This is a genomic window from Streptomyces sp. NPDC096105 (assembly GCF_044763335.1).
Classification (GTDB): domain Bacteria; phylum Actinomycetota; class Actinomycetes; order Streptomycetales; family Streptomycetaceae; genus Streptomyces.
In genome coordinates, this window is sequence record NZ_JBIWGC010000009.1 from 191172 (window position 1) to 215702 (window position 24531).

Here is a 24531-nt window from a genome sequence, read left to right on the forward strand (position 1 = left end):
GGCGCTCGGTGCTCGCTCCACCGGTCCTGGGAGGGACACCATGCCCGAGCTGCCCGAGGTCGAGGTCGTACGGCGCGGACTCGAGCGGTGGGTCGCCCACCGGACCGTCGCCGACGCCGAGGTCCTGCACCCGCGCGCGGTGCGCCGTCACCTCGCGGGCGCGGACGACTTCGCGCACCGGCTGAAGGGCCACCGCATCGGCGTCCCGCGCCGCCGCGGCAAGTACCTGTGGCTGCCGCTGGAGGACACGGACCAGTCCGTGCTGGCCCACCTCGGGATGAGCGGCCAGCTGCTGATGCAGCCGCACGCCGCGCCGGACGAGAAGCACTTGCGGATCCGCGTCCGCTTCACCGAGCCGCAGTCCCCGGACGCCGGGCCGGCGGGGGACACCGAGCTGCGCTTCGTCGACCAGCGCACCTTCGGCGGACTGTCGCTGCACGACAACACCCCCGAGGGCCTGCCCGACGTCATCGCGCACATCGCCCGCGACCCGCTCGACCCGCTCTTCGACGAGGAGGCCTTCCACCAGGCCCTGCGCCGCAAGCGGACCACCATCAAGCGGGCGCTCCTCGACCAGTCGCTGATCAGCGGCGTCGGCAACATCTACGCGGACGAGGCGCTGTGGCGCTCCCGCATCCACTACGAGCGCCCCACGGCCGGCTTCACCCGTCCCCGCACCCTGCAACTGCTGGGGCACGTCCGGGACGTGATGAACGCCGCCCTCGCAGCCGGCGGCACCAGCTTCGACAGCCTCTATGTCAACGTCAACGGCGAGTCCGGCTACTTCGACCGGTCCCTGGACGCGTACGGCCGTGAGGGCCTGCCCTGCCGCCGCTGCGGGACGCCGGTGCGCCGGCGGGCGTGGATGAACCGCTCCAGCTACTTCTGCCCGCGCTGTCAGCGGGCGCCGCGCGCCGCGTCGTAACGCTCACGGGCCTCGAGGACGGCGTCCATGCGGTCCTCCAGGAGGTGGATGAGGGCCAGCAGGCGCTCGGCGACCTCGCGGCCCAGCGGGGTCAGTTCGTAGTCCACCCGGGGCGGGTTGGTCAGCTGCGCCTCGCGGTGCACGAGCCCGTCGCGCTCCAGCGCGTGCAGCGTCTGCGACAGCATCTTCTCGCTGACGCCGTCGACCCGTCGGCGCAGCTCGTTGAACCGCAGCGACCCCTCGTGCAGCGCCCCCAGCGTCAGCGCCCCCCAGCGCCCGGTCACGTGTTCCAGCGTGACGCGGGACGGGCAGGACCTGGCGAACACGTTGAAGGGGAGGTCCCGGTCCTCCGGGGCCGGCTGCGTGGTCGTCATGGGTTCAGCGTACTTCAGGGCAGCGCTCACCCACGGGTTGCGCTCACTCTGGGTAAGCAAGGGGGCTGGTGCGGCGACACCGGTCGCGGTGACACGGGCGGCGCCGCGACGCCCCGGCATGGGCGCACGCGCGGAGGCCGTCGTGCCGGCCCCGCCCTCCGACGGGTCCCGCCGGGCGCGGGCTGCCTCCTCCGCACGGACGGGGACCGGGACCTCCCCGACCGGACCCCGCCCGACCGGCGGGACCCGCGCCCCGCCCGGTAGGTCACCGGCCGGACCGCGGGTACTCAGTAGCCGAAGAAGTGACGGGCCGGGTCTCTGACCTGCGGCTGTGTAACCGATCAACGCTGCGACCTGCGACTTAGCTGTCGGCGGTTGTCAGCGTTGGTCGTCGTTGAGCATCCTCCGACGGCCCCGAGACGGCCCCATGGGCTATCCCGATGCGGCCATGGTTGCCGTGCCTCTGTGCTGTACCGCCGGTGTGCACGAACCGCTTACGTCAGACGCCACCGTTTGGTGGAATTTCGCTATGAGTCAGACACTCGCGACTGTCGCGATCACGGCTGCTTCTGCCTTCGCTGCGTCGGGCCTCGCGTCATCACTCGCTCTCTGGGGCGTGCGCAAGCAACTCGCAGTCCAACGCGAACTTGCGGCCCAGGAGCGGGCTGACCGTCGAGCTGCAGAGGGTCGGATCGCTCGGCGTGATGAGTACGCGCAACTAATCTCTACCGCGATTCAGTGTGCCTCGCTCATCCGTGAGGCCAAGGAACCCGACATCACCGACGAGGTTTACACCCAACGCGTTTCGGCGGCGCGAGCTGCGTTATCCGAGGTGATCAAGATCCAGGCAATCATCAGCGTGGAGGGCTCCGAAAACGTGATCAGGGCGTCCTCGGAGGCCCGGTGGAGCCTCGCCAGCGAGCTGGAGATTGTGTCCGCGCATCGTCGGGGGGCCGCTTCAGCTGATGAGGTGACGGAAGCAGGGCGAGCCAGACGGCGAGCGGTGGGCACCATGGCTGCTGCTGCGAGACGGGCTTTTGGCATCGCACCGGAACCTTCAGCAGCGGCGCCTTGCGTATCTGGGTGAGATGGGCCCCACGAAGGTCGGTGGAGCGGCTTTGGGCTGGAGCTGCTTTGGGGCGAGTGATCATGGCCCCGTAAGCTTCCGGCGCGTCGGGCAGTCTGTGGACCTGCCCGGTAAAGCACGACGTTGGGGCCATGATCTTAGAGGCTCGCCCCAAAGTGGCTGCCTAAAGCCGTGGAGCCGACCGCCCCAGCCACGACGGGTTCTGACCTCATGCCCGTGTGCCTGCCTCTTGGGCGGGCGCGGGCGGCCGGCGGTGCCGAGCGGGGCGGAGACATGAGCGCGGGCGCCGCCGGCCGCCCGCGCCCGCCCGGAGGAGCGAAGCGACGACGGGTGCTTGATGAGGTAGAGAAACCTGTAACTAGGGTCGCCCGGCCTTCGTGCTCATGGCTGTGGCGTTGCGTCTTCTTCCAGTGCTTTCAGCACCGATTCTGGGTCGCCGTTGTAGATCAGATGAGGCTCGTCTGACTCGGGGGGCACGAACCGGGTTCGGTAGCGGATCAGGTCGCTCTCAGAGAAGTAGATCGAGTTCGGATCGGCTTGGTGGCGGGCGTTTCGCTGGCTCACACGCGACCAGAGCTCTTCGTGACTCGCCTCCAAGTAGACCAGCACCGTGGCTGCCCCAGAGTCGTCCGCGATCGACCGCCACCGAGCACGCTCGTCTGGAGTCCAGAAGCCGTGATCGACCACTACGTCGTGCCCGGCCTGGAGCTGTTCACGTAGCTCCACTGCGGTCTCTTCGAGGATCGGACGCTCAAGGATGGGGAAGGTCCCCCGTGGGAAGTCGACGCCGTAGACACCGTGACGCCGGTACATCTCCTCGTCGGGGCACAGCCTGAGGAAGCCGCGGGCTGTAAGGGCGCGTGCCAGCGTCGTCTTGCCTGAGCCAGGAAGTCCCACCATGAGGACGCAGTACGGCTGGCGGGCGAGGTTGGCGTCTGTCACTGAGCCACTTCCGATTCGGTTCGCCACGTGCGGCCGGGGCCTCCAAGGTCGACGCCGTACTCCACGACGTTGCCCTCGCTGTCGACGAACTTCGCCGTCATCACGACCACTGGCTCTGTGGGTGGGTTCGAGGAGTCCAGCTCCAGCAGCTCGGCGTCCCCCGGCGTCAGCAGTCGCGCGGACGCGGTGTCGATGCGCTGGGTGATCGGTCGACCGGTGGCCTTGGCGATGAGCTGGAGTGAAGTGCCACCCGTCAGGCGCTCGCTCTTGGTCAGCTGCGGAATCAGCCTGCCGTACTGAGCGGGGATCCAAGAAGTTGAGTGGGCCACGATGCCGTGCCGATCGCGGTACACGCGACAGCGCTTGATTACGTCCGAGCCGGGCTTGAGGTCTAGGGCCTGCGCCACGTCAGCGGGCGCCGGCACCACTGCGGCCTGGTGGGAGTCGGACCGTTCACCGGATCCCCAGCTGGAGCCGGTCCGGTGTCCTCGGTCCTGGCGCTGAGCCCCGGAGGACATAGGAGCGGGACGGTCCAACACTTCTGTTCCGATCCCGTGGATGCCTCGGACCAGGCCCTCATTCCGCAGCGTCCTCAACGCCTTCTCGGCGGTCGCGGTGCTGACGTTCCACTCCTGCGAGAGGTTCTTGATGCTCGGCAGGAGTGAGCCCGGCGGAAGCTCGCCGGACGCGATTAGCTCCGCGTAGTGGGCGGCAATCTGCGCGTACGGCGCCCGGTTGTCGGCTTGGTCCGACATCTCGTCAACTCCCTTGATGTACAAGTCGGTTCCCTAGCATACCGCTTGACACCCTAGGGTGCCCTAGGGAACCTTAGGGATGTGCCCACCGGCTGGTTCGGTTGGTGGGTGTGCCCTGGCACCATTACGCCTGACCAGGGGCGACGCTCAACCGCCAAGAAGATCCGCCGCCCCTGGGTTCCCACGAAGGGAAGCTCCATCATGCCTGCGACGCTGACCTCTTCGCACTCCACCACGGGCAATGAGCGGTTACGCGGGGCCATGGTCGCCGCGAACGTGACCATCGAGGGCCTGGCCGATCACTTGGGCATCGACTCCAAGTCGGTGGAGCGCTGGCTGAGCACCGGCCGGACCCCGCACGCCCGTAACGCGGAGGCTGCCGCCAAGTTCCTGAGGGCGGACGCCTACCACCTGTGGCCCAAGCTCGGTGAGCGGCACCGCTCGACGCCGACGGCTCAGGATGAGGTGGTCGCCTGCTACCCAATGCGCAGCACGGTCCCCTATGGCCTGTGGCGCTCCACCCTGGCCGGTGCCACCTCGGTGATCGACCTGGCGGTGGCGAACCTGCTGTTCCTGGCCGATGCGGTATGGGACCTGCCTGCGCTGCTGGCCGACAAGAGCGCCGCCGGGGTGCGGGTGCGCATCGTTACTCCCGAGGACCCGGCCGGGCCGGTCACCGGGTTGGACGATGTCTTCCCTTCGCTGCTGTCTGTCCCCGGCCTGCGGCTGGCCACCCATCCCGGTCTGCGGGCCGACGTGATGCGCGCGGACGATGACCTGTTGGTCACCACGCCGATCGACGGGCTGACCCCGGCGCTGGCTCCGGTGCTGCACCTGCGGCGGCTGGGTTCGGCCCCGATGGTCGGCGGCTACCTCGCCACCCTCGATCACCTCTTCGCCACCGCCACCCCCACCCGGCCCGCCTCCTCGCACCTGCGGGCGGTGGCCGCGTGACGATCTTCCCCGTCGCCCCCGAGGCCGTAGCCGATGCTGCGGCCTCTGTGGGCACCGACCCCCTGACCCTGGCCGACCTGCTCCGGGTCGCCAATACCCCCGGCTTCGACCGCTGGCGCGAGCAGATCCGCCGCACGGGCGGCTGCGCCAACCCCATCCACCTGCAAGGCTCGACGGTCACCCGTGACACCAAGACCGGCGACGTCCTGTACTCCTACTCGACCGAGCAGGAGCCGGGCGGGCGTCTCCGGGTGGCCTGCGGCAACCGCCGTGCCTCGCGCTGCCCGGCCTGCGCCTGGACCTACGCGGGTGACACCTATCACCTGATCCGGGCCGGGATCACGGGCGACGAACGCAAGGACGTGCCCGCCACCGTGCGGGATCACCCCCGCGTCTTCGCCACCCTCACCGCTCCTTCGTTCGGCCCGGTCCACAACCGGCCCGACTCCGGCCGCTGCCGCTGCGGGAGCTCCCACACCGAGGGCGATCCCGCGCTCGGGACGGCGCTTGACCCTGAGTCCTACGACTATGCCGGGGCGGTGCTGTGGAACAACCACGCGGGTGACCTGTGGCGGCGCTTCACCATCTACCTGCGCAGAGAGATCGCCACCCGTGCGGGCATCACCCAAACCGCGCTGCGAGAGGTGTGCCGGGTCTCCTTCGGCAAGGTCGCCGAGTTCCAGAAACGCGGCTCGGTCCACTTCCACGCCGTGGTGCGCCTCGACGGCCCCGACGGCCCCAGCACCGTCCCGCCGGCCTGGGCCACCGTCGCTCTCCTCGAGGCGGCGATCCATGCGGCCGCCGCTCGGGTCGCCGTACCGGTACCCGCCTCCGGTGACTTCCCCGCGCGCACCCTGCGGTGGGGCTCGCAGGTCGACGTGCAGCCCATCGGGGCGCTGGGACAGGAGGAGCTGACCGAACAGGCCGTGGCCTCCTACGTGGCCAAGTACGCCACCAAGGCGGCCGAGACCACCGGCACCGTGGACCGCCGCATCGGGGAACTGGCCGAACTCGACCGCCTGGCGCTGCCCGCACACACCCGGCGGCTCATCGAAGCCTGCCGGGACCTGGACGACGCCTATCCGGACCGGCTGCTGTGGCGCTGGGCGCACATGCTCGGTTTCCGCGGCCACTTCTCCACCAAGTCCCGCCACTACTCCACCACCCTCGGCACGCTCCGCCAGGCGCGCGCCGACTACCGGGCCCGGCAGGAGCGCCGCGAGCGCGGGTTCTCCGAGGACCTGGACGACGCAGAGGGCTCCACGCTCGTGCTCGCCCACTGGACCTACGCCGGACAGGGCCACACCCCCGGTGAGTCTTGGCTGGCCGCCTCGATTGCCCGGGACATCCGGCTGAACCGCGAGACAGCACGCGAAGCCTTGGCAGACCTGGACGACTGGGAGGTGTCCGCATGAAGCGTTCGCTGCCGTCCCGCTACCTGACCCCGATCGACGTCGCCGACCTGCTCGGCGTGCCGGTCGAGACCGTCTACCAGTGGCGGCGCAAGGGCACCGGTCCCCGCGGCTTCCGCGTCGGCCGGCATCTCCGCTTCGACCCCGAAGACGTCCGCGCCTGGGTCGAGTCTCTGATGGAAGGGGCCGCCTGATGGCCGGACACATCCAGGACCGCTGGTACAAGACCGAGCCGGGGCCGGATGGCAAGCCCGTGAGGGTCAAGACCGACCGCTTCGGCGTCGGCCTGCGCTACCGCGCCCGGTACATCGGGCCGGACGGCTCGGAGAAGTCCAAGAGCTTCCCGGACAAGCAGAAGCGCAAGGCGGAACAGTGGCTCGCCAACATCGAGGCGGACATGTCGCGCGGCGACTACGTCAGTCCGGACGCTGGCAAGGTCACGTTCGAGCAGTACGCCACGGAGTGGATGACCACGCAGATCACGGACCCTCTGACGCGGGAGTCCGTCGAGAGCCGGTTGCGGCTCCACGCGATCCCTCACCTGGGCACGCGGCCGATGGGCTCCTTCACGCCGTCCCATCTCCGGCTGTGGCTGCGCACCCTGGAGGACCGTGGGCTGTCGGCCGGATACCGGCGAGGGATCTTCGCGCACGTCTCTACGGTCTTCACGGCTGCGGTGGAGGACCGGATCATCCGCACGAATCCGTGCAGTGCCCGGTCCGTGCGGGCTCCTCGCCTCGAACCTCGCAAGGTCAAGCCCTGGCCTGCCGAACGGGTCATGGCGGTTCGCGCGGCCTTACCGGAGAACTACCGGGCTCTCGTGAACGTCGCCGCCGGGTGCGGCCTGCGACAGGGTGAGGTCTTCGGCCTGGCCGTAGAAGACGTGGACTTCCTCGGGGGAGTGGTGCACGTGGTCCGGCAGGTCAAGCTCCTGCAACGTCACCGGCCGGTGTTCGCTCCGCCCAAGGGCGGCAAGGAGCGTGACGTGCCTCTGCCCGAGTCGGTGGCCTTCGCTCTGGCCGCGCACCTGAAGCGTCACCCGGCCGTGGAGGTCACCTTGCCGTGGAAGACGCTCGACGGTCCTCTAGTCACGGCGGCGCTGCTCTTCACCGGTTCCATGGGCTTGGCCCTCGACCGGAACCGCTTCAACGATCGCGTGTGGCGGCCGGCGCTTCGGGCCGCGGGCGTGGAGAACAGGCGGGACAACGGCATGCACGCGCTGAGGCACTTCTACGCCTCGGTGCTCCTGGACGCGGGGGAGAGCATCAAGGCGCTCAGTGAGTACCTGGGCCACCATGACCCCGGCTTCACGCTGCGGACGTACACGCACCTGATGCCGTCCAGTGAGACCCGGACCCGGGCCGCCGTGGACCGCGTCTTCCAGGACGAGGAACCTGCGGAAGACGGCCCCGGCACGGCCCAGGGACAGGATTAGGTCTCTGACCTGCGGTTATCTCAGTAGCCGAAGTTCTGCGTCCACCAAGGCCCGCCCGGGCCCATGTGGACGCCGACGCCCAGGGTCTTGAAGTCGCAGTTCAGGATGTTCGCCTTGTGGCCGGGGCTGTTCATCCAGGCCTCCATGACGGCTTCGGCGTCGCCCTGGCCGCGGGCGATGTTCTCGCCGCCGAGGTTGCTTATGCCGGCCGCCTGGGCCCGGTCCCACGGGGTGTCGCCGTCGGGGTCGGTGTGGTCGAAGAAGCCGCGCTTGGCCATGTCGTTGCTGAAGGCCGTCGCCAGTGCGGTCAGCGCGCTGTCCGCGGTGACCGGGCTGCAGCCGGCCTTGGCCCGCTCGGCGTTGACCAGCCGCAGCACCTCGGCGCCGGCCGCCGCCTCGACCGAGAACTGGCCCTGGCCCCTGTCGCCCGCCGTCCGCTCCGGCTCCGGCGTCGCCTTGCGGGCCGGCGCCTTCCTCTCGGTCTTCTCCGGGGCCGCGGCGGACTCCGTCCTCTCCGGGGTCCTCTCCGGGGTCCTCTCCTTCTCGGGCGCCTTCGTCGGAGCGGTCGAGGTGGACGGCGACGCGGACGGCGTCGGGGACACCGAGCGTCCGCCGTCACGGCTCGCGGGGGCGGACCCGTCGCGGCTCGGCGTCTCGGCGGGGCCGGACGTGCCGCCCTGCTCGGTCGGCAGGTTGGTCGCCACACCGCCGTCGGCCTGCACGTTGTCACTGGGGCCGCGGTCGCCGCCGAGCTTGTAGTTCTCCAGGCCCGGCACCGTGCCGGTGGCCACGGCGACCGTGCCGAGGGCCACGGCGGCGGAGACCCCGAGCAGCCCGGTGCGGACCGGCGTCGCGGGCTTCCTCTTCTTGCGCCGGCGCCCGCTCCCGCTCCCGGGCCGGTCGTCCGCGCCGACCGACGAGGTCACGGCGGTACGGGTGGGGCGGGGGCGCGGCCGGGGCGTCACGTCCCACTCCGGGACCGGGTCACCGGAGAAGGAGTGATCCGTGAAGTCGTACGCGGCGGTGCGCGGACCCGGGACGGTGGGGGCCGCGAGGGTGTCCGCGGCGTAGCCGTACGCGGCCGGAGCGGGGCCGGGCGCGCTGCCCGGGAAACCGCCCGAGCCGGTGCGGCCGGAGGGCGCCGCGGTGTCGTCCGTCGCGTACAGGTACGCCGCGGTGCGGGCGTACGTCTCCGCGTAGGCCTCCGGGTTCAGGTACGGCGCCGTGCCCATCGTGGGCGGGCCGTCGGGCGCGGCGCCTCGCGGGTCCAGGCCTTCACCGGAGGAGCCGTCGCGGCGGGTGGCCCCGGCGGCACGGCTCGTGGCGGCGCGGCCGGCGTCGGAGCGTCGGTGGCGTCCCATGTCCTGGCCTTCCTCGTCCTGGCGGTCGGCGCGTCTCGCGACCAGCCCGAAAATCGACGATCACAAAACTCACACGAACGAGTGAGTTTCATATGAGATTCATGGGTGGGGACGCTACCGCATGGCGCAAGGGGGCGAAGTGCCTGGTGTGACTTTGTCCGGTTAGGTTGCAGGCATGAGTGAGGATGTGCGACTGGTCGCCTGGGTCCGCGGACACGTCCAGGGCGTGGGCTTCCGCTGGTTCACCCGGGCCAAGGCCCTGGAGGTCGGCGGACTGCGGGGCTTCGCCCTGAATCTCGGCGACGGCAGGGTGCAGGTGGTCGCCGAGGGTGCCCGCGACCGCTGCGAGCGGCTGCTGGAGTGGCTCCAGGCCGGCGACACGCCCGGGCGCGTGGACGGAGTGACCGAGATCTGGGACACACCCCGCGGCGGCTACGACGGCTTCGCGATCCGCTGACGGAGCCCGCCCGCCCGCCGTGTCAGCGGCCACGTGCCCTCGCCGTGAGCCGTCCGAGAGTAAAAAAGTCCTGGTGATCGGGGCGAACCGCTTGCCGACGGCCACCGCGCCCGCCAAGATGACCGTCACGCCCCGAGGACCCGCGAAGATCGCGACGCCGCCGCCGTCCGGCCGTATGCGCCCGGTTGTCCCCCGATACGGGGCGTGATCGTGTTGACCCTCAAACTTTTTGGTGAGACGCTGAAAGCCCCGCGCACCTTAGCTGTTTGGCATGGCTGAACGGCAGTACAACTCCAGGCCTGCCAAGCATCGCGGGTGCTCATCCCTCACGACCCACACCGCATCGGTCGGTCACTCATTGTGGAGGACCATCCATCATGGCAAAGGCGCTTCTCGGTTACGTCGGCGGCTCCGACCCTCGACTCCTCGCCGAGATGCGACGGCTCCAGCAGCGCGTCCAGGACCTGGAATCCGAGCTCGTGCGGATCCAGGCCGAGAAGGACGCCCTGAAGGCTGCCGCTTCTCACGACAGGATCACGGAGAGCGTTGACGCACACCAGGCGGAGCCTGCGCTCACCTGATCACTGCACGCTCCACGCACAGCACGCAGTGGTCGGGCTCGCCCGTCACCACCGCCAGGCAGTCGGAACTGCAAGGGACGCTCCGGCGTCCCTTCTTTCTTCGCCCCTCCGCGTCCCGGACCCCTGAGTCTGCCTCCACGCGGTGAACCCCGCGACCCCGCGCCGCGCACTCTCTGTCCCGCGCACCCTTTCACCTTCTCAACGTCTGGCATGCCCTGCCCGTTCACCCGCGAAACCGCGCGCTCATGGAGTGAGACATGCCCGGCGGGTAGAGTCCGGCGGCGTGCACCTCAAGGCCCTGACCCTCCGCGGCTTCAAATCGTTCGCCTCCGCGACCACCCTCCGGTTCGAACCGGGGATCACCTGCGTCGTCGGTCCGAACGGTTCGGGCAAGTCCAACGTGGTGGACGCGCTCAGCTGGGTCATGGGCGAGCAGGGCGCCAAATCGCTGCGCGGCGGCAAGATGGAGGACGTCATCTTCGCCGGCACCACCGGGCGCCCCCCGCTGGGCCGCGCCGAGGTGTCCCTGACCATCGACAACTCCGACGGCGCCCTCCCCATCGAGTACTCCGAGGTCACCATCACGCGGACCATGTTCCGCAACGGCGGCAGCGAGTACCAGATCAACGGCGACACCTGCCGTCTCCTGGACATCCAGGACCTGCTCTCCGACTCCGGCATCGGCCGCGAGATGCACGTCATCGTCGGTCAGGGCCAGCTCGACTCCGTCCTGCACGCCGACCCGACGGGCCGCCGCGCCTTCATCGAGGAGGCGGCCGGCGTCCTCAAGCACCGCAAGCGCAAGGAGAAGGCGCTGCGCAAGCTGGACGCGATGCAGGCCAACCTCGCGCGCGTGCAGGACCTCACCGACGAACTCCGCCGCCAGCTCAAGCCCCTCGGCCGCCAGGCCGCCGTCGCCCGCAGGGCCGCCGTCATCCAGGCCGACCTGCGCGACGCCCGCCTGCGCCTCCTCGCCGACGACCTCGTGAAGCTGCGTGAGGCGCTCCAGGCCGAGATCGCCGACGAGGCCGCCCTCAAGCAGCGCAAGGAGGCCGCCGAGGCCGAGCTGAGGAAGGCCCTCCAGCGCGAGGCGCTCCTGGAGGACGAGGTGCGCCGCCTCACCCCGCGGCTGCGGAACGCCCAGCAGACCTGGTACGAACTCTCCCAACTCGCCGAACGGGTGCGCGGCACCGTCTCCCTCGCCGACGCGCGCGTGCAGAGCGCCACCTCCGCACCCCCCGAGGAGCGGCGCGGCCGGGACCCCGAGGACATGGAGCGCGAGGCCGCCCGCATCCGCGAGCAGGAGGCCGAACTGGAGGCCGCCCTGGAGGCGGCCGAACGCGCGCTGGAGGACACCGTCGCCCACCGCGCCGAACTGGAGCGCGAACTGGCCCAGGAGGAACGCCGTCTGAAGGACGTCGCGCGGGCCATCGCCGACCGGCGCGAAGGACTCGCCCGGCTCAAGGGCCAGGTGGGCGCCGCCCGTTCCCGCGCCGCCGCGGCCCAGGCCGAGATCGAACGGCTCGCCGCCGCCCGTGACGAGGCACAGCAGCGCGCCGTGGCCGCCCAGGAGGAGTACGAGACCCTCCAGGCGGAGGTCGACGGCCTCGACGCGGGCGACGCGGAACTCGCCGAGCGGCACGAGGACGCCAAGCGCCGGCTCGCCGAGGCCGAGGCCGCCCTCACCGCCGCCCGCGAGGCGGTCACCGCCGCGGAACGGAAACGCGCCGCGACCCAGGCACGCCACGAGGCGCTGGCGCTCGGCCTGCGCCGCAAGGACGGCACCGGGGCACTGCTGGAGGCGAAGGACCGCCTGGGCGGACTGCTCGGACCGGCCGCGGAACTGCTGACCGTCACCCCCGGCCACGAGGCCGCCCTGGCCGCCGCGTTCGGCGCGGCCGCCGATGCCCTGGCGGTCGCCTCGCCGTCCGCGGCGGCCGATGCCATCCGGCTGCTGCGCAAGCAGGACGCGGGCCGCGCCGCACTCCTCCTGGCCGGCGCCCCGGAACCCGCGCCCGACGAGCTGGACCCGCTCCCCGTGGGCCGGCACGCCGCCGGCCTGGTCGACGGGCCCGCCGATCTCCTGCCCGCCGTGCGGCGCCTGCTGCACGGCGTCGTCGTCGTCAGCACCCTCGAGGACGCCGAGGAACTCGTCCACGCCCGGCCCGGCCTCACCGCCGTCACCACCGAGGGCGACCTGCTGGGCGGCCACTTCGCGCACGGCGGTTCGGCCGGCGCCCCCAGCCTGCTGGAGGTGCAGGCGTCCGTCGACGAGGCCGCCGCCGAGCTGGAGGAACTCGCGGTGCGCTGCGAGGAGCTGGCCGAGGCGCAGGAGGCGGCGGCCGCCCGGCGCCGGGAGTGCGCGGCCCTCGTCGAGGAACTGGGGGAGCGGCGCCGGGCCGCCGACCGGGAGAAGTCCGCCGTCGCCCAGCAGCTCGGCCGGCTCGCCGGGCAGGCACGCGGCGCCGCCGGCGAGGCCGAACGCGCCGGGGCCGCCGCCGAACGGGCCCAGGAGGCGTTCGACAAGGCGCTCGCCGACGTGGAGGAACTCGCCGAGCGGCTCGAGGCGGCCGAGGAGATGCCGTTCGAGGAGGAGCCCGACACCTCCGTGCGCGACCGGCTCGCCGCCGACGGGGCCAACGCCCGCCAGACCGAGATGGAGGCCCGCCTCCAGGTCCGTACGCACGAGGAACGGGTCAAGGGGCTGGCCGGCCGGGCCGACTCCCTGGACCGGGCCGCCCGCGCGGAACGCGAGGCACGCGCGCGTGCCGAACAGCGTCGCGCCCGGCTGCGTCACGAGGCGGGAGTCGCCGCCGCCGTCGCCGCGGGCGCCCGCCAGCTCCTCGCGCACGTCGAGGTGTCCCTGGCCCGCGCCGCCGAGGAGCGCACCGCGGCCGAGGCCGCCAAGGCCCGACGCGAGGAGGAACTCGCCCGCGCCCGCACCGAGGGTCGCGATCTCAAGGCGGAACTCGACAAGTTGACGGATTCGGTCCACCGCGGCGAGGTACTCGGCGCCGAGAAACGGCTGCGGATGGAGCAGCTGGAGGCGAAGGCGCTGGAGGAACTGGGTGTCGAACCGGCCGGGCTGGTCGCGGAGTACGGCCCGCACCAGCTCGTGCCGCCCTCGCCCCCCGCCGAGGGCGAAGAGCTGCCGGAGGACCCGGAGCACCCGCGCAACCGGCCCCGCCCCTTCGTGCGGGCCGAGCAGGAGAAGCGCCTGAAGACGGCCGAGCGCGCCTACCAGCAGCTCGGCAAGGTGAACCCGCTCGCCCTGGAGGAGTTCGCGGCGCTGGAGGAACGCCACCAGTTCCTCAGCGAGCAGCTGGAGGATCTGAAGAAGACCCGCGCGGACCTGCTCCAGGTCGTCAAGGAGGTCGACGAACGCGTCGAGCAGGTCTTCACCGAGGCCTACCGGGACACCGCCCGTGAGTTCGAGGGCGTCTTCTCCCGGCTCTTCCCGGGCGGGGAGGGGCGCCTGGTGCTGACCGACCCCGACAACATGCTCACCACGGGCGTGGACGTCGAGGCGCGTCCGCCGGGCAAGAAGGTCAAGCGGCTGTCGCTGCTCTCGGGCGGCGAGCGGTCGCTGACCGCCGTGGCGCTGCTCGTGTCGATCTTCAAGGCGCGGCCCAGCCCGTTCTACGTGATGGACGAGGTCGAGGCCGCGCTCGACGACACCAATCTCCAGCGGCTGATCCGGATCATGCAGGAGCTGCAGGAGGCCTCGCAGCTGATCGTGATCACGCACCAGAAGCGCACCATGGAGGTCGCCGACGTGCTGTACGGCGTCTCCATGCAGGGCGACGGCGTGTCCAAGGTCATCAGTCAGCGTCTGCGCTGAAGCGGCGCAAGATCTTCAAGATGTGAACACCCGTAGGCATTGTCTGGGCTCCTGCGTCTCGAAACTCACATCCAAGGACCTATTGACTTCAAGAATTGAAGGCATAGTCTCTGCCATGTTGTTTTTACCTTCATGTGCCTACGGCGGAAACCATGAAGGGCTGACCCCCATCCGGCGACGTTGCCGGTGGCCCGAGGAGTACACGTGACCAGCACCGCGCAGGCACAAGCGTCAGGAGCCCGGACGGCTCATCCCGAACATCTCGGGCATGTCATCTTCATCGCCGCTGCCGCCGCCATGGGCGGCTTCCTCTTCGGCTACGACAGCTCCGTGATCAACGGCGCCGTCGAGGCCATCCGCGACCGCTACGACATCGGCTCCGCCGCGCTCGCCCAGGTCATCGCCATCGCGCTGATCGGCTGCGCGATCGGCGCCGCCACCGCCGGCCGGATAGCCGACCGCATCGGACGCATCCGGTGCATGCAGATCGCCGCGGTCCTCTTCACGGTCAGCGCCGTCGGCTCCGCGCTCCCGTTCTCCCTGTACGACCTCGCCTTCTGGCGCGTGGTCGGCGGCTTCGCCATCGGCATGGCCTCCGTCATCGGCCCCGCCTACATCGCCGAGGTCGCCCCGCCCGCCTACCGCGGCCGTCTCGGCTCCTTCCAGCAGGCCGCGATCGTCATCGGCATCGCCGTCTCCCAGCTGGTCAACTGGGGCATCCTGAACGCCGCGGACGGGGACCAGCGCGGCGAACTGCTGGGCCTGGAGGCCTGGCAGCTCATGCTCGGCGTCATGGTCGTCCCGGCCGTCCTCTACGGCCTGCTCTCCTTCGCCATCCCCGAGTCGCCCCGCTACCTGATCTCCGTCGGCAAGCACGAGCGCGCCCGGCAGATCCTCGCCGAGGTCGAGGGCGGCGAGACCGACCTCGACGCGCGCGTCACCGAGATCGAGACCGGCATGCGGCGCGAGGAGAAGTCCAGCTTCAAGGACCTGCTCGGCGGCAGCTTCTTCTTCAAGCCGATCGTCTGGATCGGTATCGGTCTGTCGGTGTTCCAGCAGTTCGTCGGCATCAACGTCGCGTTCTACTACTCGGCCACGCTGTGGCAGTCGGTCGGCGTCGACCCGTCGGACTCGTTCTTCTACTCGTTCACCACGTCGATCATCAACATCGTCGGCACCGTCATCGCGATGCTCTTCGTCGACCGCATCGGCCGCCGGCCGCTGGCCATCATCGGCTCGGTCGGCATGGTGATCGGTCTCGCGCTGGAGGCCTGGGCGTTCTCCTCGGACCTCGTCGACGGTCAGCTGCCCGCCACGCAGGGCTGGGTGGCCCTGATCGCGGCCCACGTCTTCGTCCTCTTCTTCGCCCTGTCGTGGGGTGTGGTCGTGTGGGTCATGCTCGGCGAGATGTTCCCGAACCGGATCCGCGCCGCCGCCCTCGGTGTCGCCGCCGCCGCGCAGTGGATCGCCAACTGGGCGATCACCGCGAGCTTCCCGTCGCTGGCGGACTGGAACCTGTCCGTCACCTACGTGATCTACACGGTGTTCGCGGCGCTCTCGATCCCGTTCGTGCTGAAGTTCGTGAAGGAGACGAAGGGCAAGCGGTTGGAGGAGATGGGCTGACGCCCCTCTTCCCCCTTTGACCCGAGGGGCGGGGGTCACCTCCCCGCTGCTCCTGCCCCTCGTGTGCGCCATCCCCACCCGCCCCGGTTCGGTCCGCCCGAGCCGGGGCGGTGGCGTCCTTCCCGGGCCCGTGCGGCCCGGCGGGGGGTGAGCGCGCGGCTCCCCGCGCCCTTCCGGGGCGTCTCAGGCGGGCGCGTCGGGAGCGGGGTCGCCGGGGGGAGCATGGCCGATACTGGACGGGTTATGGACATCGTCATCCTTGCTGTAGTCATCGCCGTGGTCGTGCTCGGCGCGCTCGGCGGGCTGATCGTCGGGAGCCGGCGCAAGAAGCCGCTGCCCCCGCCGCCGCCCGCCGCGCCCGACATCACCGCCCCGCCGGCCGAGCCGCACGTCGGCGAAGAGGCCGAGACGCCGCGGGAGGAACCGCGGCGCACCATCGAGGAGGTTGATCTTCCGGCGGGCGCCGGTCCCGTCGTCATCGAGGAACCGCCCGCCGCCGAGGCTCCCGAGATCGAGATCCCGGAGCCCACCGCCGGCCGCCTGGTCCGGCTGCGCGCCCGTCTGTCGCGGTCGCAGAACGCCCTGGGCAAGGGCCTGCTCACCCTGCTCTCTCGCGAGCACCTGGACGAGGAGACCTGGGAGGAGATCGAGGACACCCTGCTCACCGCCGACGTCGGCGTCCAGCCCACCCAGGAACTGGTCGACCGGCTGCGCGAGCGGGTCAAGGTGCTCGGCACCCGTACGCCCGAGGAACTGCGCGGGCTGCTCCGCGAGGAGCTGATCACGCTGGTCGGCCCGCAGATGGACCGCACCGTGCACACCGAGAACCAGGCCGGCGGCCCCGGCGTCGTGATGGTCGTCGGCGTCAACGGCACCGGCAAGACCACCACCACCGGCAAGCTCGCCCGCGTCCTGGTCGCCGACGGCAACACCGTCGTCCTCGGCGCCGCCGACACCTTCCGGGCCGCCGCCGCCGACCAGCTGCAGACCTGGGGCGAGCGGGTCGGCGCCCACATCGTGCGCGGCCCGGAGGGCGGCGACCCGGCCTCCGTCGCGTTCGACGCGGTCAAGGAGGGCAAGGAGATGGGCGCCGACGCGGTGCTCATCGACACCGCCGGCCGGCTGCACACCAAGACGGGCCTCATGGACGAGCTCGGCAAGGTCAAGCGGGTCGTGGAGAAGCAGGCCCCGCTGGACGAGGTGCTGCTGGTGCTCGACGCCACCACCGGCCAGAACGGTCTGGTGCAGGCGCGGGTCTTCGCCGAGGTCGTCGACATCACCGGCATCGTGCTCACCAAGCTCGACGGCACGGCCAAGGGCGGCATCGTCATCTCCGTCCAGCGCGAGCTGGGCGTCCCGGTCAAGCTGATCGGGCTCGGCGAGGGCGCGGACGACCTGGCGCCGTTCGAGCCGGGAGCCTTCGTGGACGCCCTTCTGGGGGAGTGACACCCCGGAGACGTCCGGCCCCGTACGCGAGGAAGCGCCCGCCCCCGAAAGCGATCGGGGGACGGGCGCTTCGCCGTACCGGAAGGGGTCAGGCGCCCGACCGGTGCGCCACGTACGCCAGCGTGCCGAGCAGCAGCCGTGCCTCCGGCGGACGGGCGGCGGAGTCCAGGGCGGGGGAGCGCAGCCAGCGCACCGGGCCGAGGCCGCCGCGGTCCGACGGCGGCGCCGTGATGTGCGTACCGTGTCCCAGGCCGCGCAGGTCGAGGGCGGCCGGGTCGTCCCAGCCCATGCGGTACAGCAGGTCGGGCAGGGCCTCGGCGGCGCCCGGGGCGACGAAGAACTGGGCCCGCCCGTCCGGGGTGGCGGCGACCGGACCGACCGGCAGGCCCATCCGCTCCAGCCGCGTCAGGGCGTGACACCCGGCCGGCTCCGCCACCTCGATCACGTCGAACGCCCGGCCGACGGGCAGCAGCACCGAGGCGCCCGGGAACTCCGACCAGAGCGCGGTCACCTCGTCCAGCGGCGCGCCCGCGCGGATCACCGGGGCGTGCTCCAGGGGGTGGGCGCCCGGCGCCCGGCAGGCCGTGCGGCCGCAGGAGCAGGCCCCGGCGACGGCACGGACGCCGGGCGCCACGTCCCAGCCCCACAGCCCCGTGTACTCCGCCACGACCGTGCCGTCCGAGGAGCGACCGCGCCGCCGCGAGCCGGACCGGATGTCACGGATGCCCCGGCTGATACCGATCGTGAAGCCCATGCCCCCTCCAACGGGTCCGGCGTACCGGTGGTCACGCACCGGGCGCGGTATGTGACTCTCTGTTTCCGACTTCCCGGCGCGACCCGCATCAACCGGCGCTTTGATGTGCACAGGATGGTGTGGCGGTCACCGCGCGCCCTCGGGCGCATCGCTGCGTCCACTCCTGTCCGTCCTGCGTCAAGTCAATCGCGGGACGGCGACGGTGCGTTCATTCGAAGGGGTGGCGAATGGTGGCGATTGCGGTTCCGCCGTGGTGAGACGGGTGATCATAGGGTTACTGTGTGTGCACGGTTTGGATGGGGCACACGCGCTCGTGGGTATGCCGGAGGCAACTCGGCTTCCCGTTCGAGGGGTGGCAACCGCCGGACGGGCGGCCCCGATCACCGGCATTCTGATAAGGCTTGGCGCACTCGGCGGCAAGCGGTCTTCAGGGATGGGGGCGTTCCAGTGAGCGGCAGCGGCGGTGGCGGGACGGGTTCTGCGAGTGCGGAGAAGCGCCCGAACGAGCTGCTCACCTCGTGGTTCGTCCGCAGCGGCTGGTCCAAGGGCGAGCTGGCCCGCCAAGTGAACCGCAGAGCACGGCAGTTGGGCGCCAACCACATCTCCACCGACACCTCCCGCGTCCGCCGCTGGCTGGACGGGGAGAACCCGCGCGAGCCGATCCCCCGCATCCTGTCCGAGCTGTTCTCCGAACGCTTCGGCGTCGTCGTCCCCGTGGAGGACCTGGGGCTGCGCACCACCCGCCCGGCACCCTCCGCGACCGGCGTCGACCTTCCCTGGACGGGCCCGCAGACCGTGGCCCTGCTCAGCGAGTTCTCGCGCAGCGACCTCATGCTGGCGCGGCGCGGCTTCCTCGGCAGCTCGCTGGCCCTCTCCGCGGGTCCGTCCCTCATCGAGCCCATGCAGCGCTGGCTCGTCCCCTCCCCGTCCAGCCCGCTGCCCACACCCGAGCCGGACGTCGCGCCCTCCTCGGCACGCGCCCGCGGCCGGCTGTCCAAGCCGGAGCTGGACCTGCTGGAGACCACCACCGTGATGTTCCGGCAGTGGGACGCCCAGTGCGGCGGCGGGCTGCGCCGCAAGGCCGTCGTCGGCCAGCTCCACGAGGTCACCGACCTCCTCCAGGAGCCCCAGCCGGAGACCACCACCAAACGGCTGTTCAAGGTCGCCGCCGAACTCGCCGAGCTGGCGGGCTGGATGTCGTACGACGTGGGGCTGCAGCCCACCGCGCAGAAGTACTTCGTGCTCGCCCTGCACGCAGCCAAGGAGGCCGGCGACCGGCCGCTCGGCTCCTACGTGCTGTCCAACATGAGCCGGCAGATGATCCACCTCGGCCGGCCCGAGGACGCCCTGGAGCTCATCCACCTCGCGCAGTACGGCAGCCGGGACTGCGCCGGCCCCCGCGTCCAGTCGATGCTGTATGCGATGGAGGCCCGCGCCTACGCCAACATGGGGCAGCCCGGCCGCTGCAAACGCGCCGTCCGCATGGCCGAGGACACCTTCGCCGAGGCCGACGAGTGGGACGAGCCGGACCCCGACTGGATCCGCTTCTTCTCCGAGGCCGAGCTGTACGCGGAGAACAGCCACTCCTTCCGCGACCTCGCCTACGTCGCGGGCCGCAGCCCCACCTACGCCTCGCTCGCCGAGCCGCTGATGAAGCGGGCCGTGGAGCTGTTCGGCCAGGAGGGCGGCGAGCACCAGCGCTCCTACGCACTCAACCTGATCGGCATGGCCACGGTCCACCTGCTCCAGCGCGAGCCCGAGCAGGGCGCGGTTCTCGCCACCCAGGCCATCAAGGCGGCCAAGAAGGTCCGTTCCGAGCGGGTCAACACGCGTATCCGAAAGACCGTCGACACCGCCGTACGCGACTTCGGGGACCTCGCCGACGTCGTCGAACTCACCGAGCGGCTCGCGATCGAGCTGCCCGAGACCGCCGAAGCGGTCTGACCACCGGCACACCCCTGGACCCCGGCCGCGGCCGGCCCTCCCGAACCGCCCGACTCGGCTCCCCCATGCCAGTCATTTCGGAAGGCCGGCCGCGGCCGGCCGTGTGTCTCCCCGGCCACGGCTCACCGCCGCACACCGGAGATCGCGCCACGACAACGATCGACGCGCCCCGGGTCCGGCGGTTCACCGACCCGTAACACGCCGGATGCCTTCGTCACGGCGGCGAAACAACGAGGGGCCTCCGCCGAAACCGCGCTGCGCCACTCTTCATGGCGCATAACCGGCCCACCCCTCCATCCCTCAAGGCTTCGCCCGCACGGGGCCGTACCAACGACGAGGAGACGCCGATGGCACCAGCCATCACCCTGGCAGCAGACGCGCCCACGCTGTCCGCCGCCAACACAGGGTTCATGCTCATCTGTTCCGCCCTGGTGATGCTCATGACCCCCGGTCTGGCCTTCTTCTACGGAGGCATGGTCCGGGTCAAGAGCACGCTGAACATGCTGATGATGAGCTTCATCAGCCTGGGCATCGTCACCGTCCTGTGGGTGCTCTACGGATTCTCCGTCGCGTTCGGCGACGACAAGGGCGGCCTCGTCGGCTGGAACGCCGACTGGGTGGGCCTGAGCGACATCGGCCTGACGGAACTGTGGGGCGCCACCACCATCCCGCTGTTCGTCTTCGCCGCCTTCCAGCTGATGTTCGCCATCCTCACGCCCGCCCTGATCAGCGGCGCGCTCGCGGACCGCGTGAAGTTCAGCGCCTGGGCCCTGTTCATCACCCTGTGGGTCACCGTCGTCTACTTCCCCGTCGCGCACTGGGTGTGGGGCGAGGGCGGCTGGGCCTTCGACCTAGGCGTCATCGACTTCGCCGGCGGCACCGCGGTGCACATCAACGCCGGTGCGGCCGCCCTCGGCGTCCTCCTCGTCATCGGCAAGCGCGTCGGGTTCAAGAAGGACCCGATGCGTCCGCACAGCCTCCCGCTGGTCATGCTCGGCGCCGGTCTGCTGTGGTTCGGCTGGTTCGGATTCAACGCCGGCTCGTGGCTCGGCAACGACGACGGCGTCGGCGCGCTGATGTTCGTCAACACCCAGGTCGCCACGGGCGCCGCGGTCGTCGGCTGGCTCGCCTACGAGAAGATCCGCCACGGCGCCTTCACCACGCTGGGCGCCGCCTCCGGCGCGGTCGCCGGTCTGGTCGCCATCACCCCGGCCGGCGGCGCGGTCTCCCCGCTCGGTGCCATCGCGGTCGGCCTCGTCGCCGGTGTCCTGTGCGCCATGGCCGTCGGCCTCAAGTACAGGTTCGGCTACGACGACTCCCTCGACGTCGTCGGCGTCCACCTCGTCGGCGGCGTCATCGGTTCCCTGCTCGTCGGCCTCCTCGCCACCGGCAAGGGCCAGTCCGACGTCGCGGGCCTCTTCTACGGCGGCGGCCTCGACCAGTTCTGGAAGCAGTGCGCCGGCGTCCTCGGCGTCCTCGCCTACTCCCTGGTCGTCTCCGCGGGCCTGGCCCTCCTGATCCACAGGACCCTCGGTATGCGCGTCTCCGAGGACGAGGAGGTGGCCGGCATCGACCAGGCCGAACACGCCGAGACCGCCTACGACTTCAGCGGCGCCGGCGGGGGCGCGGCCCGCACGGCAGCCGGCACCCCCGTCACCCCGGCCGAGAGCAAGAAGGTGGACGCATGAAGCTCATCACCGCCGTCGTGAAGCCGCACCGGCTCGACGAGATCAAGGAGGCCCTCCAGGCCTTCGGCGTGCACGGTCTGACCGTCACCGAGGCCAGCGGCTACGGCCGCCAGCGCGGCCACACCGAGGTCTACCGCGGCGCCGAGTACACCGTCGACCTGGTGCCCAAGGTCCGCATCGAGGTCCTGGTCGAGGACGACGACGCCGAACAGCTCGTCGACGTCGTCGTCAAGGCGGCCCGCACCGGCAAGATCGGCGACGGCAAGGTGTGGACGATCCCCGTCGAGACGGCCGTACGGGTCCGGACCGGCGAGCGCGGCCCGGACGCGCTCTGACAGCGGACCGACGGAACAGGAGACGCCGGGTGACGAGTACGGACACGCACGACCAGGCAGAGGACTCGGGACCCGGCGGCTACGCGGCGGCCCGGCTGCGCCTTCTCACCGAGAGGGCGCGGTCCGGGCCGCCGCGCCGTTCCGCGCTCGCCGGCCTCACCGACGACTGGCTCGCCGGACTCTTCGCCGCCGGAGCGCCCGGGGCGCGCGGGGTGTCCCTGGTCGCCGTCGGCGGCTACGGACGCGCGGAACTCTCCCCGCGCAGCGACCTCGACCTGCTCCTGCTCCACGACGGCAGCGCCCCCGAGGCCGTGTCCGCCCTGGCGGACCGCCTCTGGTACCCGGTCTGGGACCTCGGCCTCGCCCTCGACCACTCCGTCCGCACCCCGGCGGAGGCGCGCAGGACGGCGGGGGAGGACCTCAAGGTCCAGCTCGGCCTGCTGGACGCCCGGCACCTCGCCGGCGACCTCGGTCTCACCACCGCCCTGCGCACCACCGTCCTCGCCGACTGGCGCAACCAGGCCCCCGAGCGGCTGCCCGCCCTGCGGGAGCTGTGCGAGGAGCGCGCCGGACGCCAGGGCGAACTGCAGTACCTCCTGGAACCCGACCTCAAGGAGGCCCGCGGCGGGCTGCGCGACGCCACCGCCCTGCGCGCGGTGGCCGCCTCCTGGCTCGCCGACGCCCCCCGCGAAGGGCTCGCCGAGGCCCGCCGCCGCCTCCTCGACGTACGCGACGCCCTGCACCTGGCCACCGGACGCGCCACCGACCGCCTCGCCCTCCAGGAACAGGACCAGGTCGCCGCCGCACTCGGCCTGCTCGACGCCGACGCCCTGCTCCGCCAGGTCTACGAGGCCGCCCGGGTCATCGCCTACGCGGGCGACGTCACCTGGCGCGAGGTCGGCCGCGTCCTGCGCTCCCGCTCCGCACGCCCCCGGCTGCGGAAACCGGCGAGTGAGCGGGGCGACCTCATCGGAAGGGCGGTGGCGGGCGACGGGAGGGCGCTCGGCGGCGGGAAACGGGCGACCGAGCGGTCCCCGCTCGCCGAAGGGGTGGTGGAACAGGACGGCGAAGTGGTGCTCGCCCGCGCCGCGCGCCCCGACCGCGACCCCGTGCTCCCGCTCCGTGCCGCGGCCGCGGCCGCCCAGGCCGGGCTCCCCCTCAATCTCCACGCCGTACGCCGCATGGCCGCCGGCGCCCGCGCCCTCCCCTCGCCCTGGCCCGCCGAGGCGCGTCAGCAGCTCCTCACCCTGCTGGGTTCCGGCCGGCCCACCGTCGAGGTCTGGGAGGCGCTGGAGGCCGAGGGCCTGATCAGCCTGCTGCTCCCCGACTGGGACCGGGTGCGCTGCCGCCCCCAGCGCAACGCCGTCCACCTGTGGACCGTCGACCGGCACCTCGTCGAGACCGCCGTGCGCGCCTCCGCGTTCACCCGCCGGGTCAGCCGCCCCGACCTGCTGCTCGTCGCCGCGCTGCTGCACGACATCGGCAAGGGCTGGCCGGGCGACCACGCGGTGGCCGGCGAGGTCATCGCCCGCGACGTGGCCGCCCGCATCGGCTTCGACGCCGACGACGTCACCGTGATCGCCACCCTCGTACGCCACCACCTGCTGCTCGTCGAGACCGCCACCCGGCGCGACCTCGACGACCCCGCCACCGTGCGCTCCGTCGCCGAGGCCGTCGGCTCCCCGGGCACCCTGGAGCTGCTGCACGCCCTCACCGAGGCGGACGCCATCGCCACCGGACCGGCAGCCTGGTCCTCCTGGCGCGCCTCGCTCGTCGCCGGCCTGGTCGAGCGGGTCTCCGCCGTGCTGGCGGGCCAGGCCCCGCCCGGCCCGGAGGAGGCCGCGCCCACCGCACAGCACGAGCGGCTCGCCCTGGAGGCCGTGGCCACCGGCGCGCCCGTGCTGTCCCTGCGGGCGCAGACCGAGCCGCCCGCCGAGCCGTCCGAGGACCCCGAACCGATGGGCGTGGAGCTGATCGTCGCCGTACCGGACCAGCCGGGCGTGCTGCCCGCGGTGGCCGGTGTGCTCGCCATGCACCGGCTGGCCGTGCGCACCGCCGAACTGCGGTCCCTGGATCTCCCGGCCGGCGTCGACGGCTCCGTGCTGCTGCTGGACTGGCGGGTCGCCGCCGAGTACGGCTCGCTGCCGCAGGCCGCCCGGCTCCGTGCCGACCTGGTCCGCGCCCTGGACGGCGGCCTGGACGTCTCCGGACGCCTCGCCGAACGGGACGCCGCGTACCCGAGGCGCCGCGGGGTGGTCGCGCCGCCCCCGCGCGTGGCGGTCGCCCCGGCCGCCTCCCGGCACGCCACGGTGATCGAGGTCCGCGCGCAGGACGCCCCCGGGCTGCTGTTCCGCATCGGGCGGGCGCTGGAGGACGCGGCGGTACGGGTGCGGAGTGCGCATGTGAGCACGTTGGGGGCGAACGCGGTGGACGTCTTTTATGTGACGCAGGAGCAGGGTGTGCCTCTGCCGGGTGAAGAGGCGGTGGCTGTGGCACGGAAGCTGGAGGAGGCACTGCGGGCGTGACCTCCTGGTCACGTCATGCGTCTACGGGATGTGCTCCCCGCCGACGCGGGGCTTCCGTCCCCGCCTGCTGACCTCAGCGGGCGGGGGCGATG

Annotated in this window: 19 protein-coding genes; 14 read left to right on the top strand and 5 right to left on the bottom strand. The window is 71.7% G+C overall.

Going from position 1 to position 24531, the window contains the following annotated elements; all coding sequences use genetic code 11:
* Positions 1–40 precede the first annotated feature (40 nt).
* A complete protein-coding gene (gene mutM / locus ACIQ8B_RS17065) occupies positions 41–925 on the top strand; it encodes a bifunctional DNA-formamidopyrimidine glycosylase/DNA-(apurinic or apyrimidinic site) lyase (RefSeq protein ID WP_290006672.1) in 885 nt (294 codons plus the stop codon).
* Here the strand turns inward: mutM and ACIQ8B_RS17070 are convergent.
* From ACIQ8B_RS17070 to ACIQ8B_RS17080, 3 genes are all read right to left on the bottom strand, one after another.
* Positions 898–1299 (bottom strand): helix-turn-helix domain-containing protein, encoded by a 402-nt coding sequence (locus ACIQ8B_RS17070; protein WP_290006671.1) that lies wholly within the window; start codon positions 1297–1299, stop codon positions 898–900. The two genes, mutM and ACIQ8B_RS17070, sit on opposite strands and share 28 nt — an antisense overlap.
* Positions 1300–2767: 1468 nt before the next feature.
* Positions 2768–3328, bottom strand: a complete 561-nt coding sequence (locus ACIQ8B_RS17075; RefSeq protein WP_403547614.1) for an AAA family ATPase — start codon at positions 3326–3328, stop codon at positions 2768–2770.
* Positions 3325–4083 carry a GntR family transcriptional regulator gene (locus ACIQ8B_RS17080; protein WP_403547727.1) on the bottom strand — a complete coding sequence of 253 codons (759 nt, stop codon included), beginning with the start codon at positions 4081–4083 and terminating at the stop codon, positions 3325–3327. Before ACIQ8B_RS17080 ends, ACIQ8B_RS17075 begins: the two co-directional genes overlap by 4 nt.
* A 201-nt stretch (positions 4084–4284) precedes the next feature.
* Between ACIQ8B_RS17080 and ACIQ8B_RS17085 the strand changes: the two genes are divergently transcribed.
* Genes ACIQ8B_RS17085 through ACIQ8B_RS17100 form a run of 4 tightly spaced genes read left to right on the top strand, consistent with a single transcriptional unit; the run spans position 4285 to position 7884 of the window.
* The gene (locus tag ACIQ8B_RS17085; protein ID WP_403547616.1) at positions 4285–5037 is read left to right on the top strand and encodes a helix-turn-helix domain-containing protein; all 753 of its coding nucleotides are present in this window, start codon (positions 4285–4287) and stop codon (positions 5035–5037) included.
* A gap of 47 nt (positions 5038–5084) precedes the next feature.
* Positions 5085–6452, top strand: a complete 1368-nt coding sequence (gene repSA, locus ACIQ8B_RS17090) for a replication initiator protein RepSA (protein ID WP_403547618.1) — start codon at positions 5085–5087, stop codon at positions 6450–6452.
* On the top strand, positions 6449–6643 hold the full coding sequence (locus tag ACIQ8B_RS17095; protein WP_391893993.1) for a helix-turn-helix transcriptional regulator: 195 nt from the start codon (positions 6449–6451) through the stop codon (positions 6641–6643). Before repSA ends, ACIQ8B_RS17095 begins: the two co-directional genes overlap by 4 nt.
* A complete protein-coding gene (locus ACIQ8B_RS17100) occupies positions 6643–7884 on the top strand; it encodes a tyrosine-type recombinase/integrase (RefSeq protein ID WP_403547621.1) in 1242 nt (413 codons plus the stop codon). Before ACIQ8B_RS17095 ends, ACIQ8B_RS17100 begins: the two co-directional genes overlap by 1 nt.
* Positions 7885–7904: 20 nt before the next feature.
* Here the strand turns inward: ACIQ8B_RS17100 and ACIQ8B_RS17105 are convergent, their stop codons facing one another.
* Positions 7905–9245, bottom strand: a complete 1341-nt coding sequence (locus ACIQ8B_RS17105) for a CAP domain-containing protein (RefSeq protein WP_403547623.1) — start codon at positions 9243–9245, stop codon at positions 7905–7907.
* 175 nt (positions 9246–9420) lie between these two features.
* Between ACIQ8B_RS17105 and ACIQ8B_RS17110 the strand changes: the two genes are divergently transcribed.
* The 5 genes from ACIQ8B_RS17110 to ftsY all read left to right on the top strand — a co-directional run bounded on the left by ACIQ8B_RS17110 (position 9421) and on the right by ftsY (position 17193).
* Positions 9421–9702, top strand: a complete 282-nt coding sequence (locus tag ACIQ8B_RS17110; protein ID WP_403547625.1) for an acylphosphatase — start codon at positions 9421–9423, stop codon at positions 9700–9702.
* Positions 9703–10079: 377 nt separating this feature from the next.
* Entirely contained in the window at positions 10080–10283 is a 204-nt protein-coding gene (locus tag ACIQ8B_RS17115; RefSeq protein WP_150153121.1) for a hypothetical protein, read from the top strand.
* 283 nt (positions 10284–10566) lie between these two features.
* Positions 10567–14124, top strand: coding sequence for a chromosome segregation protein SMC (smc, locus tag ACIQ8B_RS17120; RefSeq protein ID WP_403547627.1), 3558 nt, complete (start codon positions 10567–10569; stop codon positions 14122–14124).
* A 204-nt stretch (positions 14125–14328) separates the two neighbouring features.
* Positions 14329–15747 (top strand): sugar porter family MFS transporter, encoded by a 1419-nt coding sequence (locus tag ACIQ8B_RS17125; protein ID WP_403547629.1) that lies wholly within the window; start codon positions 14329–14331, stop codon positions 15745–15747.
* A gap of 243 nt (positions 15748–15990) precedes the next feature.
* Positions 15991–17193: a signal recognition particle-docking protein FtsY gene (ftsY, locus tag ACIQ8B_RS17130; protein ID WP_403547631.1), complete on the top strand. Its 1203-nt coding sequence runs from the start codon at positions 15991–15993 to the stop codon at positions 17191–17193.
* Between the two features lie 88 nt (positions 17194–17281).
* Here the strand turns inward: ftsY and ACIQ8B_RS17135 are convergent, their stop codons facing one another.
* On the bottom strand, positions 17282–17947 hold the full coding sequence (locus tag ACIQ8B_RS17135) for a bifunctional DNA primase/polymerase (protein ID WP_403547633.1): 666 nt from the start codon (positions 17945–17947) through the stop codon (positions 17282–17284).
* A gap of 447 nt (positions 17948–18394) precedes the next feature.
* On the opposite strand from ACIQ8B_RS17135, the gene ACIQ8B_RS17140 reads away from it, so the two are divergent.
* The 4 genes from ACIQ8B_RS17140 to ACIQ8B_RS17155 all read left to right on the top strand — a co-directional run bounded on the left by ACIQ8B_RS17140 (position 18395) and on the right by ACIQ8B_RS17155 (position 24439).
* The gene (locus ACIQ8B_RS17140) at positions 18395–19891 is read left to right on the top strand and encodes a hypothetical protein (RefSeq protein ID WP_290006654.1); all 1497 of its coding nucleotides are present in this window, start codon (positions 18395–18397) and stop codon (positions 19889–19891) included.
* A 347-nt stretch (positions 19892–20238) separates the two neighbouring features.
* Complete coding sequence (locus ACIQ8B_RS17145) at positions 20239–21579, top strand: ammonium transporter (RefSeq protein ID WP_403547635.1); 1341 nt, start codon at positions 20239–20241, stop codon at positions 21577–21579.
* Positions 21576–21914: a P-II family nitrogen regulator gene (locus tag ACIQ8B_RS17150; RefSeq protein ID WP_006130453.1), complete on the top strand. Its 339-nt coding sequence runs from the start codon at positions 21576–21578 to the stop codon at positions 21912–21914. Before ACIQ8B_RS17145 ends, ACIQ8B_RS17150 begins: the two co-directional genes overlap by 4 nt.
* A 29-nt stretch (positions 21915–21943) precedes the next feature.
* On the top strand, positions 21944–24439 hold the full coding sequence (locus tag ACIQ8B_RS17155; RefSeq protein WP_403547638.1) for a [protein-PII] uridylyltransferase: 2496 nt from the start codon (positions 21944–21946) through the stop codon (positions 24437–24439).
* The last annotated feature ends 92 nt before the right edge of the window (positions 24440–24531 follow it).